Origin of the sequence: Exiguobacterium sp. Leaf187 (assembly GCF_001423925.1) — a bacterium.
GTDB lineage: Bacteria > Bacillota > Bacilli > Exiguobacteriales > Exiguobacteriaceae > Exiguobacterium_A > Exiguobacterium_A indicum.
Genome location: NZ_LMPR01000009.1, coordinates 811601 through 827809, shown reverse-complemented (window position 1 = coordinate 827809; position 16209 = coordinate 811601). Strand labels below are relative to the sequence as shown.

Sequence of the window (16209 nt, the reverse complement as noted above, 5' to 3'; positions counted from 1 at the left end):
AAGTGGAAGGAAGTGAAGGCATGCAAGCGAAACAAACGCTCGTTGCATTTCTCGAAGAATTGAAACAGGACCGCTCGTTCATGGAGCGGATTACGTATATGAAAACGATGGAAGCGACAGCTGGGCGTTATGTCGATTTTCCAGAACGACTCCCGGAGCGTTTACGACAAGCCCTTCGCACACGTGGGATCACACAATTGTATCGTCACCAAGGGTTAGCGTTTGAACGTGTACAAGCGGGAGAATCGACGGTCATCGTCACACCGACTGCCTCCGGAAAGACCTATTGTTTTAACTTACCGGTCCTATCGCACCTGCTCGAGCATCCGAACGCGCGGGCATTATATCTCTATCCGACAAAGGCCCTCGCACAGGATCAAAATAGTGAATTACTTGAACTGATCGATCAATTAGAGGCGCCGATCCGATGTTTTACCTATGACGGAGATACGTCACCGACGATTCGAACAAAAGTACGAAAAGCTGGTAATATCGTCATCACGAATCCGGATATGCTACATTCCGGCATCCTACCACACCATACGAAATGGATCGAACTGTTCGAGAACTTGAAGTATATCGTCATCGATGAGCTTCACACCTATCGTGGCGTGTTTGGTAGTCATGTCGCCAATGTCATTCGTCGCTTACGACGGATTTGTCGGTATTATGGTAGTGATCCCGTCTTCATCATGACGAGTGCGACGATTGCCAATCCCAAGGAACTGGCAGAACGTCTGACGGAAAAAACAGTCGGTTTGATTGATGACAACGGTGCGCCAACAGGACGTAAACATTTTCTTGTCTATCAACCACCGATCGTCAACGCACAACTCGGCATTCGACGTTCTGCGACGCTTGAGACGAAACAACTGGCGATGCGTTTCATCAAGAAAAAGTTCCAAACGATCGTCTTTGCACGGTCACGCGTTCGCGTTGAAGTCTTACTGACGTATCTAAGAAGCATCTATCCGCATGAGCTCGGTCCGCGATCGATCGAAGGGTACCGGGGCGGTTATTTGCCGAGTGAGCGTCGCGATATCGAACGACGGTTACGTCAAGGAGAGATCACCGGTATCGTCTCGACGAACGCTCTCGAACTTGGTGTCGACATCGGTCAACTGCAAGTCTGTATCATGAATGGTTATCCGGGAACAATTGCTTCGCTTTGGCAACAAGCAGGACGCGCGGGACGTCGTCAAGATGATGCGTTAATCATTCTTGTCGCTTCTTCCGGTATGCTCGATCAATATGTCGCAGAACGACCAGAGTTATTCTTGAATCAATCCCCGGAAGCAGCCCGACTTGATCCGGATAATCTGATCATTGCCGTTGATCACGTTAAATGTGCAGCGTTTGAATTGCCTTTTACGAAAGGCGAATCATTTGGAACGCTTGAGACGGAAGATATCCTCGAATACTTAGTCGAAGAGCGTGTCCTGCACGAACGGGGCGATCGATTTTATTGGATGAACGATGCGTTTCCGGCTCATGGAATATCGCTTCGGTCGAGTGATCAAGAGAACGTCATCATCGTTGATCAGACCGAGGTACCGAATCGAGTCATCGGTGAAATGGATACGTTTAGTGCGATGACGTTGTTACATGACGAGGCCATCTATCTTCACGGAGCCGATCAATACCAAGTGGAACATTTGGATTTCGAAGAGAAAAAAGCGTTCGTCCGTGCCGTGGACGTCGATTATTATACGGATGCTAATTTTTCAGTCGACCTTTCCGTGCTCGAAGAAGATGAACAGTATGCAGAGGGAGAATATAGTGTTGCACGCGGTGATGTCAGCGTCCGCGGAATGGCGACGATGTTCAAGAAGATTAAGTTCGGTACGCATGAGAACATTGGGTCAGGTCCGATTCACTTACCGGAACGAGAAATTCATACGACAGGTGTCTGGTTCACGTTACCCGATCACGCACGCTCTTCGACAGAGCTCGAACAAGTGTTAGAAGGAGTCGCGAATAGTCTCAGACGTGTCGCGCCGCTTTATTTGATGTGTGATGCCAGTGATGTCTTCGTCGTGCCACAAGTCAAGGCGACACACACGCAACAGCCAACTGTTTATCTATATGATCGTTACCCTGGAGGTGTCGGTCTCGCGGAGTCGATTTATAAGCAACGTGGTGTCATGTTGCGTGCCGCCCGTGATTCGATCGTCACATGTCCTTGTCAGGACGGTTGTCCAGCTTGTATCGGTATGGTTGGCGTAGCAGACGAGAAAGAACGAACGATTCAGTTGTTGGCAGAAATGGAGAAGGAACTATCATGAAAAATCGTCTTAGACGTATGCTGAAATCTACATCAGACGCCGCACCGGAGGATCAAGTGTCTTCCGCTCCTGAAGTGGAGACGCTGAAAACACCAATCGGGTGGACTGACGAACAGCAAGCCTGGATTGATCGTGGGGCCGATATCTTGACGTTCGAAGAAGAGTGGATTGTCAGGATCGACAAGCGATATGCATTAACAGATCGGCATGGAGACCGAAGCTTTGCTGAAGTGTATGAGTCCTTACAACTTCCTCATCCACCGCTTGCACTAGATGTTCCACTTGAGCAAGTCATTTTCTTTGATACGGAGACGACAGGATTACGAGGAACTGGAACGACGATCTTTTTACTCGGGTTCGCGCGCTTTGAGCAGGGCGGATTGCTGATGCGACAATATTTCTTACCGCATCCGCACTTTGAAGCTGCCTTTTACCATCACTTCCTGCACGATATCGGAGATGATGTCCGCTTTGTGACCTATAACGGGAAAAGTTTTGATTGGCCGCAAATCAAGACACGTCATGTCTTCGTTCGGGAACGTGTTCCGCGTTTGCCGAAAGTCGGTCATCTCGATTTACTTCATGTCGCGCGACGAATCTTTAAAGGAATGTATGATTCCTATCGATTGACAGCGATGGAAGAGCGAATCGGATTTGAACGGGAAGGGGATTTACCTGGATTTTTGGCGCCGATGCATTACTTTCAGTACGTCGAACACCAGCATCCGGATATCATGACAGGGGTCTTGCAACATCATCTGGATGATTGTCTGACGCTTGTCGGACTCTATGATGCGTGCAACCGACTCGTCACACATCGAGCGGAGGCGCCTTCCCCAATTCAAGAAAACATCGCGATTTGGCTGGCAGATCTCGGAATTCATGAAGGATCACACGCTCATTTTCAGCAAGTCAAAGAACTATCAGCAGAAGGATGGTTGCGTCAAGGATATTTGCATAAAAAAATGAAGAACCATGAACAAGCTCGAGAGTGTTTCTTGAAGAGCGACAGTTATTTAGGGTATGTCGAGCTTGCGAAGTGGGCAGAGCACATTGCAAAAGATCCGGTGCTTGCTTATGATTATACGGAACGAGCACGACAACACGTCGAGCGCCATCATTGGTTGATTACGAAAAAAGAACGAATCTTAGCAGAGCTGGATCATCGAGGACGTCGGTTGAAAAGGAAGTGTGACGTGTGAAAGTTGTCGCCATCACAGGATATAAACCCAATGAACTAGGTATCTTTGATCAAAAACACCCTGGGATCCGGGTCTTAAAGGCAGCATATCGAGAGCGGATGATTCGCTTAATTGAGGATCGAGGCACAGAGTGGTTTATCACGAATGCCTCACCGGGTTGCGAAATCTGGGCATGCGAGGTCGTACTTGAATTAAAGGAAGAGTATCCCCATATTCGTCTCGGTATTCTGTTGCCGTTCTTGGAACAGGAAGCACGCTGGAAAGAGCCAGTTCAAGCGCAGTACCTTTCCATTCTTGAACAAGCTGACTTCGTCGAAGCAATCAGCCAGAAACCGTATACGGATCCATCGCAGTTACGTAATAAAACCGAGTTCATGATTCAAAAAAGCCAAGGATTATTGTCGGTTTTTGATGAAGAACATGGAGGATCAGCGAAATTTTTAGTAGAGCGTGCTAGAATAGAAATGGAACAATCCGATTATCAGTTGTTTTTAATTACACAAGATGATTTATCTTGGCTCGAACAAGAATTACAATACAATGATCAGTGGGAGTGAAGAGGATGTATAAGCCATTGTTGACAGCGGACGATATTTACAAAAAGGAATTCAAAACCGGCCTCCGTGGCTATGTCATCGAAGATGTCGATGGATATTTGGATCAAATCATTAAAGATTATGAAGGATTCGAACGTGAGATCGAACGTCTGAAGAAAGAGAACGAGGCGTTAAAACAAGCACCAGCACAACCGATAAAACGTGAAGAGCGCCGCGTCGAGCAAGCGGAGCCACAAGTATCAAGTTCATCGAACTATGACATGTTACGTCGTATTTCAAATTTAGAGAAGGCCGTTTTCGGACGTCCGCACCAAGATTGACGCATCAAAAAAGACATTTCTGTCAGATCAGAAGTGTCTTTTTTTATTTCCTTCTTTTTTGAAAGAATCGTCATCTGAGTGAAAACGGTGTTAAGATAACTAATAATACATACTACAAAGGATGATGAACCATGTTACAAGTCATGACTGCTTCTGTTCCTCAACCACCGCGCCGTCGTTTTTTTGCAAGTAAACAAGTGAGTACGACGACGAGTGAAACGGATGCACTCTGTAATGAAATCCGTCATGTTTGTCGTTTTGATTGGATGTTGTTTGATCGGATTCGTCTTTCTGACACGATAGTCATTCCTTTTGCGCTGATCGGACCAAAAGGATTATTCCTCGTGTTACAAAACGATGCGGTCGTAGAATGGATGACGGAGGAATCTTGCCATGTCATGGATGATGAGCATGGAAGAAAAGTGTTTGCACCTCATCCCATCCATCAGTCGAAACAAATCGTTCAAGCGGTTCGAAAAACGCTAAAAGAACAAGGGATCATCATTCCGATTCATGGCATTACACTTTTTCCGAATGCACCACAGATGCGGACGGAACGAATTAAATTCCCGACGGGGAACAGCTTTAAAGATGTGCGGGCGTTCATCGTCTCAAAGAAATCCTCCCCTGTTCAAGAGCAAGAACGAAAACAAGTTGCGTTTTATCTCGCGCAGCAACAGGAATGAACAAAGGCAGTGAAGCGCTCGCTTCACTGCCTTTTCGTTTGAATTCATCGTCTTGGTCGAGACGCAAGAATGTCTTCAGCTTGATCCAAGTCTTCTTTCAAGACATACACCGCTACGCGATCATCCAAGTCTTTACTGAAACGTCGGAATAAAAACGAAGTCTTGACGCCGCGTTCGACTCGAATCTCTAAGTCAGCTGCTTCGAGTCGCGCAGCGTCCTTTAATAAATCTTCTCCTTTTTCACCAAATGCTTCCCCGATCAGTGACCATCGAAGGTTTTCCTTCGTTCGTCTGCTGACGATGACGAGAAATGCAATGACTAAAAGAATGATTAAAACCGTTCGAACTAGCTGTATATCCATCTTTGCCTTCACCTCACCTACTATCATACCGAGTTAACGCGCATAAAGTAAACGTTCAACATAGCGGGCGAACGATTTACTTTTCAAACCTTGTTGGCGATACGCGATATAACCGTCAGGGCGAATCAAATATAATCCGGATTGCTTGATGCCAAAGCGTCGTGCCAGTTCACCACCTTGATCGACGACACCATCCTCTTTAAGGGATTGATGGATCGGTACCGTCTCAAATAGATCGGGATAGGTATAGGCGAGTTCCTTGAATGGCTCAAGAAGATCATCGGTTGCGTTTTTTGGTAAGAACAGCAGTAATAAGAAATTCCGATCGGCACGACGTAATAATAGTTCGTTCTTTTTTGTCCGCGGATGGACGACTTCACTGTAAGGCATCGGTTCACCTGGTTTTGGTGTCAACGGACTAAAGTGTCCTTGTGTGACGAAGGTCGAACTCGCTGGGTAGTGGCTGTTGAGCTGAGCAATCCGGTTCGTCACGAAATGATGTAAGGGTGCGATCTTGAGACTATTTCGAATGACTTTTTCCTGCAAGGGCAATAAAAAAGGGATATTGATTTGCAAGAGTTCCGTCGCAAGATTGGTTGATCGTAAAATACCTTGTGCTGCTTCTCGGCGTTCGACGCTGTAAGAATCAAGTAACGGAAAACTCGCCTTGAACTGATGGACACACCATAGTTTCCAAGCGAGGTTCATCGCATCAGCAATTCCGGTATTCATTCCTTGACCACCGACGGGTGAATTGATGTGTGCTGCATCCCCGATCAAATAAATCCGGTGGTGTCCGAATTTCTCGATAATCCGGTTATGGACGCGAAACATCGAATACCAATGGACTTTTTTGAGCTCAAACGGTACTTTGGCTCGATTTTGTAAAAAATCGTCAATCGCTTTATGGTCGGTCGGAACAGGTCCGCTCGTTAGATTGCCGGTAATCCGGAACAAGTTCGACTGGAGAGGGAACGACTCGATAACGCCATGATCAGAGAAAAAGATATGAACCTCCTCAGAAGAGAGCGGCCAGTCGACCTCGATGTCAGCCAGTGCCCACGATTCTTTAAACGACTTCCCGCTGAACGGAAGCCCGAGCTCACGACGGACGAAACTGTTTGCACCATCTGCTCCGATGATGAAGGAAGCGTCGACCGTCTCTGTTTCTCCTTTATGTTGTAAGGATGCTGTAACGAATGTTGGAAATTGAGCAAACCCTGTTAATTCTGTTTCGCGCTCGACTACGTGTCCATATTTGGCGAGTTGCGCTTCGAGAATCCGTTCCGTCTCACTTTGAGGCAACAGCGTGACGAACGGAAAAGGTGTATTCAAATCCGTAAAATCAAGTTTTGCCTGCCATGCACCATTGACATAGAGGTTTCCTTGATTGATTTTGATTGCATTCTCCATCAAGTCTTCTGCAACACCAAGCCTTGCGAACAACTCCAGAGAACGCGCTTGAATCCCGATCGCTTTTGAGACGACAGATGGTCCGCTTGCACGTTCGACGATGCGAAAGGATAATCCATAGCGTGAGAGTGCGAGTGCGAGTGTTAAACCGGTTGGTCCGGCACCGATAATGAGGACATCTAATTTTTTATTCACGGATAACCCCCCTTAATTTACATCTTAGCCAAAACTCGTTACCATTAAACTATTGATGACACGCTTGACGTGTGAAAGGATGAAACTTGTGAACGAACAACTTTTTACGACAGAACGATTGATTGCGAATTTTAAAGAATATATCCGTCAGAATGAGGCACATCTGACGAAACGACATGCGTTAAACGCCTATTACAAGACGGTAGCAGGATCGATTTTATCGGACCGGATTGCTAAGAATGCGGATCTCATCGTCCGTATGCGCCATCTGGAAGAGGCGTACCAACACGTTGCACAAGAAGGGCGATGAAACAGGTGAACTTAGCCGATATCCGAAAGCATTACGTAGATTCTGAAGAACGTTTACCTCGTCATGCGGCAGCTGTACTCGTTCCATTAGTCGAGCAAGATGGCGAAGTCTATTTGTTATTTCAAGTGAGAGCTAAGACACTACGTTCGCAACCAGGTGAAATCGCTTTTCCAGGTGGTCGGATCGATGGTGGTGAATTACCGAAAGCAGCAGCTGTCCGTGAAACGGTCGAAGAATTAAATGTCAGTGCTTCTGAGATTGAAGTGATTGGAACGCTTGAACCACTCGTGACACCGAACCGGTCGATCATTTACCCGTATCTTGGTATTCTTCATGCGACGGACTTTAATCCTTCGCCGGCCGAAGTCGATCATGTGTTTCTCGTGTCATTAACGGAATTGATGACTTCGAAGCCGATTAAAGGAGATATGGAGTGGCGGATCCGCCCCGGTAAGGAAGTGCCAACCGAACGCATGGCGAATCGAGAAGCCTATCTGGATCGTACGTATACAGTCACGGAGCACTTTTATGAGCACGGGGATTATCTGATTTGGGGATTAACCGCTAAAATCTTGCGCCAGTTCTTAGCTCAATTGACGCGTGACTAGCTTTTTCGGTCGTTATTTTATATGATTAACTGTAATTGAACGTGTCAGGAGATGAGTCAAATGGAAGAAACAGAAGAGTTATTCGATTATATCGTTGGCGATATGGTAAAAACGAAAGAAGGCTGGGTAGCGGAAGTAACGGCAGTATTGACAAATACGGTCGTTGGTGATGTATCCCACACGAAAAACTTTGAGGCACTCGGATTAGAGTTTGAAAAACAAGTCTTATTAAAGTCAGAGATTGAATTGTTAGAACGTAAAACAAAGTAACACATGAAAGCACACCACATGTTGGTGTGTTTTTTTATGTTCATCCAGCGAACTGAATAATAATGAAATCCTACATTCTTTTGATTTTTGAAGAATTGGACAAAATGACTGAAAACATCGAAAAGATACATTTATTACAAAAGAGTAACAAAGATTAATTCGTAACAGAACGGTTACAAAATATAAAAACGTTGATATACAACGATTGAGAGCGTTTTTTGTAAGCGTGTAACCATTTCGTTACTTTTTAACAGATATATTTCAATTCATGGTGTTCGCTTTTCAAACTATTTGTCACCGTGATACGTTGTGCGGGTCGTAAAACGGCGAGAAAGGTTGGCATCAACATGAAACGAACATCATTCCTTTTATCCCTTTGTTTAGCGGGATTCATATTTATTCTTTTGCCGCATCATGAAGCGTCGGCAGCACAAATCGGGATCGGTACGGAGAAAACGATTGTACAAAATCCATTAGAGATGAAGCGTCAAGCTGCTCAAGAGAAGCGTGAACAAGCAGAGGCGAAAAAACAAGCGCGTCTAAAAGCCTTGGCTAAGCAAAAAGCAGACGCAGAGCAAAAAGCAAAAGCAGCACAAGAAGCCAAAAAGGAAACACGACAGGTAAAGAAACAAAGTCGAACACAAGCAAACGCTAACCGTTCCACAAAGCGTACGGAAACGTTTGAGACGACAGCATATACGACGAATCCAGAAAACAATGGAAGCCGTTTGTATAATGGTCGTGCCTTAACAGCATCGGGTTATGACGTCACGAATACGATTACATACGAAGGACGTCGCATCGTTGCTGTCGATCCATCGGTCGTACCGCTTGGAACTAAGGTACATGTAGAAGGTTTCGGCGACGCAATTGCGCTCGATACAGGTGGTGCGATTCGCGGGAAAATCATGGATCTTCTTGTCGGTTCAAAACAAGAAGCTTTAGAATGGGGTCGCCGTCAAGTCACGGTGACGTTCGAATAAGAGCAGTATACGGTTAGGCGATGGATAGTTTCCATCGTCTTTTTTGTTTTGAGGAAGGATAAAAAAACGATCTGTTCGATGTTGGATTTAGAAAACAGGGGAAAGAGTGGACGGAATAGGTTTTAGAATGTCCAAGAAAGGGGAATTTTACAAAGATAATAAACCGGGAAACGAGGGATGGTTCGTGATTGAATTCAAGGATGTCGGCAAAACGTATGCAGACGGAACAAAGGCAGTGCAACACGTGAATTTTACGGTTGAACAAGGCGAGATTTTTTGTTTGATCGGTCCTTCAGGATGCGGTAAAACAACGACGATGAAAATGGTTAATCGATTGATTGATCATACGGAAGGACAAATTTGGATCGATGGTGAACCGATCATGTCGATCAATGAACATGAACTCCGTCGGCGAATTGGCTACGTCTTACAACAGATTGCCCTCTTTCCACATATGACGATTGAGGAGAACGTCAGCGTCGTACCTGAGTTATTGAAGTGGAATAAGGAGAAAGTAGTACAACGGGTCGATGAATTATTTCGGTTGACTGGGTTAAACACCTCACTTAAGAAAAAATATCCAAGTGAACTCTCTGGTGGACAGCAACAACGTGTTGGGGTTATGCGGGCACTCGCAGCAGAACAAGACGTCATCTTGATGGACGAACCATTTTCTGCTCTTGATCCCATTTCACGGGAACAATTACAAAATGATTTGTTGCATCTAAACGAAGAGCTTGGTAAAACAATTTTGTTCGTCACGCATGACATGAATGAAGCGTTGAAACTAGGGAGTCGCATCTGTCTGATGAACGCTGGAGAGATTGCTTTCATCGGTACGAAGGACGAGGTACTAGCCAGTAACGATCCGTTCGTTCAAGAATTCATGCGTCAAGTCAGGGGGAGTGTCGAATGAATGGATTGATCGAAACGTATCAAGACCGGAAGACTGAATTGCTTCAAGCGCTAATCGAGCATATTCAATTATCGGTCATTTCCTTGCTGATCGCATGTGTGATCGCTATTCCACTGGGGATTTACTTATCACGCAATAAACGTCTGAGTGAGTGGTCGATTGGTGTAACCTCTGTCATCCAGACGATTCCATCACTCGCGTTACTCGGTCTGATGATACCACTTGTCGGAATCGGTACAGTCCCGTCGATTATTGCACTTGTCTTGTATTCTTTATTACCGATCGTTCGAAACACTTATACAGGGCTTGCCGAAGTTGATCCTTCGATTAAGGAAGCGGCACGCGCATGTGGGATGACTCCGATGCAGAGCCTTTGGAAAGTCGAGCTCCCACTAGCTTTACCTGTTATGATGGCCGGGATTCGGACCGCGATGGTACTGATCATTGGTACGGCGACGATTGCCGCCCTGATCGGTGCTGGAGGATTAGGCTCGATCATTCTTCTCGGGATTGACCGTAATGATAACTATCTATTATTGCTCGGTGCGATTCCAGCAGCACTGCTCGCGCTTTTATTTGACGGCTTATTACGTCAAACGGAAGTAGCGACTCGTAAACGACAAACAGCACGTCTCGTAACGGCAGTCGTCTTGATGGTTGCGATCGTCGTCGCACCTTTTGCTGTCGGTCGCAGTGAACGACCAGATCTCGTCGTCGCTGGAAAACTAGGTGTAGAACCGGAAATTTTAATGAACATGTATAAGATTGTCATTGAAGATGAAACGGATTTGACGGTACAAGTCAAACCGAACTTCGGGAAGACGACCTTCGTCTATAAGGCGCTCGAATCAGGTGATATCGATGCGTATCCAGAGTTTACAGGAACGGTGCTCGCTAGTTTGACGAATGAAAAACCGAAGTCGAATGATGCAAAAGAAGTGTATGAACAGGCAAAAGCCGGTCTTGAAAAACAAGATTTAGCCTTGCTACCACCGATGAACTATAACAATACCTATGCTGTAGCTGTTCCAAAGAAATTAGCAGACCGTTACGATTTGAAGACGATCTCTGATTTAAAACAGGTTGCGAATCAGTTGACGGCTGGATTCACGTTAGAATTTAAGGATCGACAGGATGGGTATAAAGGGATTCAAGATAAATATGATGTCAATTTCCAGAAAGTCGTCACGATGGAACCAAAATTGCGCTATAAAGCAATCGAGTCAGGTGAGATCGATGTCATTGATGCTTACTCGACAGATCCGGAGATTGCGAAATACGACATGGTCGTCTTAAAAGACGATCAGCAACTATTTCCTCCATATGAAGGAGCTCCTCTTCTGCGACAAGAGACGATCGAGGAGTATCCAGAAGTAAAACAAGCACTTGAGCAATTATCAGGTAAAATTTCAGATGAAGAGATGTCAAAAATGAATGAAGCTGTCGCATACGGCGGAAAGACGGCGAATGAGGTCGCTCGTGATTACCTGAAGAAGGAAGGCGTCATTCAATGAAACTTTTACTGATCAGTAACCCGACAGCTGGGACGAACGGCACCGGATTACTTGGAGAAGTCATCGAACCATTAAGTACATTATTCGATGAAATCGTCATCAAGAATACGAAGCAAGCTGGAGATGCGATGCAATTTGCGGAAGATTCATCCGCATTTGATGCGGTCGTCGTCATCGGTGGAGATGGAACGGTGTTTGAGACAATCAACGGGGTCGCAAAATTGGATGATCGCCCGATACTCGGTATCATTCCTGGAGGGACCTGTAACGACTTCGCTCGAACGCTTGGCTTACCGATGGCTCCTCGGCTTGCTGCAGAAGCGATCGCGATGCAACACGTTGTTCAGGTCGATCTCGGACAAGTCGAAAATAGCTATTTCTTGAATTTCCTTGGTGTCGGTCTTGTCGCAGAGGCATCGATTGGCATCGATACAGAAGAAAAAGCACGCCTCGGGAAGATGGGATATTATCTATCGACGATTCGCTCAAGTCTAGAAGCACAACCCTTCGAATATGAACTGATTTTAGATGAAGGTCGTCACATGACCGGCGAAGCGGTTCTCATTCTTGCGGCAAACGGAGAATCGCTCGGTGGAATCGAGACGAACTTATCAGATGGAGCCTATAATGACGGGAAACTTGATTTAGTGATCGTCGATGAAGTAAATTTAACAACCATTCGAGATGTGATCCTTCAAAAAATTGGTCTTGCCAATGATCCTTCCTTTACACATATCTTGACGAGTGGGTTTCAGTTGAAAACAAAAGACGCAAAAGTGATCGATACAGATGGTGAAAAAGCCATCCATACACCGGTTACAGTTAAAGTATTGCCGGAGTATCTGCGCATGTATGGAGGCACACAATAATATAAAGTAATGAATGAAAAGAAGGTCGTCATAAAAAACGGCCTTCTTTTTTATCTTTCAGTACATATATGCGGTTATGCTTTGACGCTTTAAAGAAAATATTTGATAAAGGATGACTTTCAATGATTCTTTCTGTACAATGAAAAAGTATTTTGAAAAGGAGGTGGAGCACCATGAAAGGAAACGCATGGGCTTCAAAAGTTGGATTTATTTTAGCAGCAGCGGGATCCGCCATTGGTCTGGGGGCCATCTGGAAATTCCCGTACACGACTGGAACGAACGGAGGAGGCGCGTTTTTACTCTTGTTCCTCGTGTTTACCTTATTACTTGGACTGCCCGTTTTAATTGCCGAGTTTTTAATCGGTCGTACGAGTGGAAAAACAGCACTTCAAGCGTTCTCGGCACTTGGTCATAAGAAGTTCACATTCATTGGTGTACTGGGTGTCATCGCCTGTTTCTTGTTGCTCTCTTTCTACAGCGTCATCGGAGGATGGGTTTTGATTTATACCATTCTTGGTTTCACAGGTCGCCTGACGACGATGGACAGTGGTGCGCTTGGTGAATTGTTCGGAACGATTTCCGCCTCACCGTTATATGTCATTTCAGGGCAATTGATTTTCCTCGCTTTGACATGTTGGATCGTCTTACGTGGTGTTCAATCCGGTATTGAAAAAATGAGTAAAATCATGATGCCATTATTATTCGTGTGCTTCATCATCCTTGTCGTTCGATCATTGACACTTGATGGTGCAATGGAAGGTGTTAAATTCTTCATACAGCCTGATTTTTCGGTCCTCAACCGAACTTCTGTCCTGAGTGCGCTTGGCCAAGCGTTCTTCTCCTTATCGCTCGGTGTATCAGCGATGCTGACGTATGCTTCCTACATGAAGGAACGTGGCGAGATTAATCGTTCCGCCGCATGGATCGTCGCGATGAATGTCGCGGTTTCATTATTAGCTGGATTCGCGATTTTCCCAGCTGTTTTTGCTTCGGGTCTTGACCCTGCAGAAGGACCGGCATTGCTTTTCATCGTATTGCCGACTGTTTTCAGTCAGATCCAGTTTGGCTCGTTGTTCTTAACACTTTTCTTCCTTCTGTTTGCTTTCGCATCGATCACTTCATCGATTGCTATGCTTGAGGTCGTTGTTGCTTCATTAACGGATCGTAAGGAGAATGCGACATCGCGTGATAAAAAGCGGACGACATGGCTTGCGACACTTGCGATTGCGATCGTCGGAATTCCGTCCGCACTCTCGTTCGGTATGTTGAGTGATGCTCAATTCATGGGGAAAACGTTCTTTGACAGCGTTGATTTTCTTGTCTCGAATATTTTAATGCCGATTGGTGCTTTACTGATTTCGATTTTTGCTGGGTACAAGCTCGATCGAGCTCTTGTCGAACAGGAACTCGTGACGAGTCCATTCATGAAAAAAATCGTGCCTGTGTGGCGTGTGAGTGTTTGTTACTTGAGTCCGATTGCAATTTTGATCATCCTTGTATGGCCAATGTTCGGATAATAGATCACTTTTTTTGGGTAGTCGACAATTTTGTCGACTACCTTATTTGTTGTCAAAAGAATCATGCGAAAGAAAGAACGAATAGTTCATTCTTCGGTCTGATGCGATATTTTTAAAAGTATGTTGAAATATAAATACACGAGGCGTAACATTTCGGAAAAACGGGAAACTTTTTGTTAGACGTTACGTAATGTTAAAATAAAGACACGTAAACCTGATAGAAGAATCAGTACGAAGGAAGAGGGGATGACATGAAGTCTTCATGGTGGATATTTGGTTCCATCGGTATGATGTTCGTATTTCTACAATTGGCCGATACGTTCAACTTCTCGGGAATCTTCATCGCTCTTGGTTTGTGGTTCATTTGGAGCGGTTATCGAACAAAACCAGGTCGACGATATCGGACAGAACGGAAATCGACCGAAATCAAGCGGAAAAATGTGAAAAAGAAATTACTACTTGATGACGAAGATGAGTTCGTCGGAAGTGTCATTTTAAAACCGGAACGGGCGACACGCCGATTTGAAGAGACGGATGATTTAGAACTTCAAGTATTGCAACGGACGATCGAAGAAGGATTTACAAAAATCCAGACGTACGATCAAATCGTTCCCTCTATTCGAGATAGTGAAATCAGAAGTGAGATGCGCATCGTCTCACGGGAAGCACATGTCTTGTTCGAGGAGTTATATGAAAGTCCACGCGACGTCAAAAAAGTTCGGGACTTCTTTACGTTCTATCTGGATTCCTTACTGTCGATTTCAGAAAAATATGCCGATTTGGAACGCCGTGGCGCTCAAGTTCAATTGGATACGAAAAATCAATTGATTTCGAACTTGAAAATGATCGGACAAAAATTAAAGCAACAACAAACCTTGTTGCTTGAAGGGGATACCGTTGATTTAGAACGGGAACTCTTAACGATTGAAAAGGTATTGACGCAAGAGACTGAACAACGAAAACAGGAGGAGAGTTACCGACATGACCCATTCTGATAAAGATACATGGCAACAATGGCCTGATGAGCAAGATCAACCGACGATTTCTGATCCGTCGGTCGACTTAAACGTAGCGGAGACACCGCCCAAAATGCCGGCTCGCCCTGTCGAAGAAATGATTCCTTCGGATGTTCCGGCAGAACAACGACAAAAGATTGAACGTCTACTGCAGGTGATCGATCTACAAAAAACGGATGCCGTCATGCAATTCGGGGCGCCCGTTCAGCGTGAACTATCCCAATTCTCTGATCAAGTCTTAAGTGAAGTGAAGATGAAGGACGGCGGGGAAGCAGGGAAATTACTGAGTGACTTAATGCAGCGTGTCCGCCAAATGGATCCAGATACGCTTCAAGAAAAAAAGAGCTTCTGGTCGAACGTGCCGGTCATCGGTCGGGCGAAGAAAAAAGCGGAAACGTATTTCTTGCAATACGAGAAAATGAGCGCTTATCTCGAAGAAGTCGTACACAATCTTGATCGATCAAAATTTGGATTGATGAAAGACATCACGTTACTCGATCAAATGTATCAAAAGAACAAGCGTTATTTTGAGGAATTAAACGTCTATATTGCAGCTGGCGAGACGAAAATCGCTCACGTTCGTCAACATGAAATCGAACCGTTACGAACGGAAGTCGAGGTATCGCGGGATCAAACGAAGTTACAGGAATTGAATGACTTGATTCAATTGACGGATCGTTTTGAAAAGAAAATCCATGATTTAAAATTATCCCGAACAATTAGCTTGCAGATGGCACCGCAAATTCGTGTCATTCAACAAAATAACCAAATTCTAGCGGAAAAAATTGAATCAGCAGTCGTCAATACGATTCCACTTTGGAAGAACCAAGTTGTCCTATCTTTGAGTCTGTCGCGTCAAAAAGCAGCACTTGAAATGCAGAAGGATGTCACCAATACGACGAACCAGTTACTTGAGCAAAATTCGAAGTTGCTGAAGGAATCGTCGATTGAAATTGCGGAAGAAAACGAAAAAGGCATCGTATCCGTCGAATCGTTAAAAGTGGCGCACCAAAACTTGATCGAGACACTGGATGAGACATTACGTATCCAACAAGAAGGAAAACAAAAGCGACGCGACGCAGAGCATGAACTAGAGCGAATGGAGAATGAATTGAAACAAAAAGTCATCGAAGTCGCCTCAAAAAGTAGAGAATTACCGAATCGACCATACTAAGGAACACGACAT

At 45.0% G+C, this 16209-nt stretch carries 17 protein-coding genes; 15 read left to right on the top strand and 2 right to left on the bottom strand.

Annotated elements, in window-relative coordinates; all coding sequences use genetic code 11:
* The first annotated feature begins 20 nt into the window (after window positions 1–20).
* The 5 genes from ASF99_RS08575 (at window position 21) to ASF99_RS08555 (ending at window position 5050) form a co-directional block, all read left to right on the top strand.
* Window positions 21–2285 carry a DEAD/DEAH box helicase gene (locus tag ASF99_RS08575; protein ID WP_023468610.1) on the top strand — a complete coding sequence of 755 codons (2265 nt, stop codon included), beginning with the start codon at window positions 21–23 and terminating at the stop codon, window positions 2283–2285.
* Window positions 2282–3487: a ribonuclease H-like domain-containing protein gene (locus ASF99_RS08570; protein WP_035396853.1), complete on the top strand. Its 1206-nt coding sequence runs from the start codon at window positions 2282–2284 to the stop codon at window positions 3485–3487. Before ASF99_RS08575 ends, ASF99_RS08570 begins: the two co-directional genes overlap by 4 nt.
* Window positions 3484–4044 (top strand): SLOG family protein, encoded by a 561-nt coding sequence (locus ASF99_RS08565; RefSeq protein WP_023468608.1) that lies wholly within the window; start codon window positions 3484–3486, stop codon window positions 4042–4044. Before ASF99_RS08570 ends, ASF99_RS08565 begins: the two co-directional genes overlap by 4 nt.
* A 5-nt stretch (window positions 4045–4049) precedes the next feature.
* A complete protein-coding gene (gene gpsB / locus ASF99_RS08560; RefSeq protein ID WP_055968481.1) occupies window positions 4050–4364 on the top strand; it encodes a cell division regulator GpsB in 315 nt (104 codons plus the stop codon).
* Window positions 4365–4495: 131 nt separating this feature from the next.
* Complete coding sequence (locus tag ASF99_RS08555) at window positions 4496–5050, top strand: nuclease-related domain-containing protein (RefSeq protein ID WP_023468606.1); 555 nt, start codon at window positions 4496–4498, stop codon at window positions 5048–5050.
* Window positions 5051–5094: 44 nt separating this feature from the next.
* Here the strand turns inward: ASF99_RS08555 and ASF99_RS08550 are convergent, their stop codons facing one another.
* Together ASF99_RS08550 and ASF99_RS08545 are read right to left on the bottom strand one after the other, a co-directional pair.
* On the bottom strand, window positions 5095–5412 hold the full coding sequence (locus ASF99_RS08550; RefSeq protein ID WP_023468605.1) for a hypothetical protein: 318 nt from the start codon (window positions 5410–5412) through the stop codon (window positions 5095–5097).
* A 33-nt stretch (window positions 5413–5445) separates the two neighbouring features.
* Complete coding sequence (locus ASF99_RS08545) at window positions 5446–7020, bottom strand: FAD-dependent monooxygenase (protein WP_023468604.1); 1575 nt, start codon at window positions 7018–7020, stop codon at window positions 5446–5448.
* A gap of 88 nt (window positions 7021–7108) precedes the next feature.
* Here ASF99_RS08545 and yvfG point away from each other — a divergent pair, with 88 nt between their 5' ends.
* From yvfG to ASF99_RS08495, 10 genes are all read left to right on the top strand, one after another.
* A complete protein-coding gene (gene yvfG / locus ASF99_RS08540; protein ID WP_023468603.1) occupies window positions 7109–7330 on the top strand; it encodes a protein YvfG in 222 nt (73 codons plus the stop codon).
* A complete protein-coding gene (locus ASF99_RS08535; RefSeq protein WP_023468602.1) occupies window positions 7327–7938 on the top strand; it encodes an NUDIX hydrolase in 612 nt (203 codons plus the stop codon). Before yvfG ends, ASF99_RS08535 begins: the two co-directional genes overlap by 4 nt.
* A 60-nt stretch (window positions 7939–7998) precedes the next feature.
* Window positions 7999–8208 (top strand): hypothetical protein, encoded by a 210-nt coding sequence (locus tag ASF99_RS08530; protein ID WP_023468601.1) that lies wholly within the window; start codon window positions 7999–8001, stop codon window positions 8206–8208.
* Window positions 8209–8555: 347 nt separating this feature from the next.
* On the top strand, window positions 8556–9191 hold the full coding sequence (locus tag ASF99_RS17075; RefSeq protein WP_023468600.1) for a 3D domain-containing protein: 636 nt from the start codon (window positions 8556–8558) through the stop codon (window positions 9189–9191).
* Window positions 9192–9375: 184 nt separating this feature from the next.
* Window positions 9376–10107, top strand: a complete 732-nt coding sequence (locus tag ASF99_RS08520) for an ABC transporter ATP-binding protein (protein WP_035396921.1) — start codon at window positions 9376–9378, stop codon at window positions 10105–10107.
* Window positions 10104–11621 (top strand): ABC transporter permease/substrate-binding protein, encoded by a 1518-nt coding sequence (locus ASF99_RS08515; RefSeq protein WP_023468598.1) that lies wholly within the window; start codon window positions 10104–10106, stop codon window positions 11619–11621. Before ASF99_RS08520 ends, ASF99_RS08515 begins: the two co-directional genes overlap by 4 nt.
* On the top strand, window positions 11618–12490 hold the full coding sequence (locus tag ASF99_RS08510; protein WP_035396868.1) for a diacylglycerol/lipid kinase family protein: 873 nt from the start codon (window positions 11618–11620) through the stop codon (window positions 12488–12490). The genes ASF99_RS08515 and ASF99_RS08510 overlap by 4 nt, the downstream gene beginning before the upstream one ends.
* A 173-nt stretch (window positions 12491–12663) precedes the next feature.
* Window positions 12664–14007 carry a sodium-dependent transporter gene (locus ASF99_RS08505; RefSeq protein WP_023468596.1) on the top strand — a complete coding sequence of 448 codons (1344 nt, stop codon included), beginning with the start codon at window positions 12664–12666 and terminating at the stop codon, window positions 14005–14007.
* Window positions 14008–14258: 251 nt separating this feature from the next.
* On the top strand, window positions 14259–15002 hold the full coding sequence (locus tag ASF99_RS08500) for a 5-bromo-4-chloroindolyl phosphate hydrolysis family protein (RefSeq protein WP_023468595.1): 744 nt from the start codon (window positions 14259–14261) through the stop codon (window positions 15000–15002).
* The gene (locus ASF99_RS08495; protein WP_023468594.1) at window positions 14989–16197 is read left to right on the top strand and encodes a toxic anion resistance protein; all 1209 of its coding nucleotides are present in this window, start codon (window positions 14989–14991) and stop codon (window positions 16195–16197) included. The genes ASF99_RS08500 and ASF99_RS08495 overlap by 14 nt, the downstream gene beginning before the upstream one ends.
* Window positions 16198–16209: the final 12 nt, after the last annotated feature.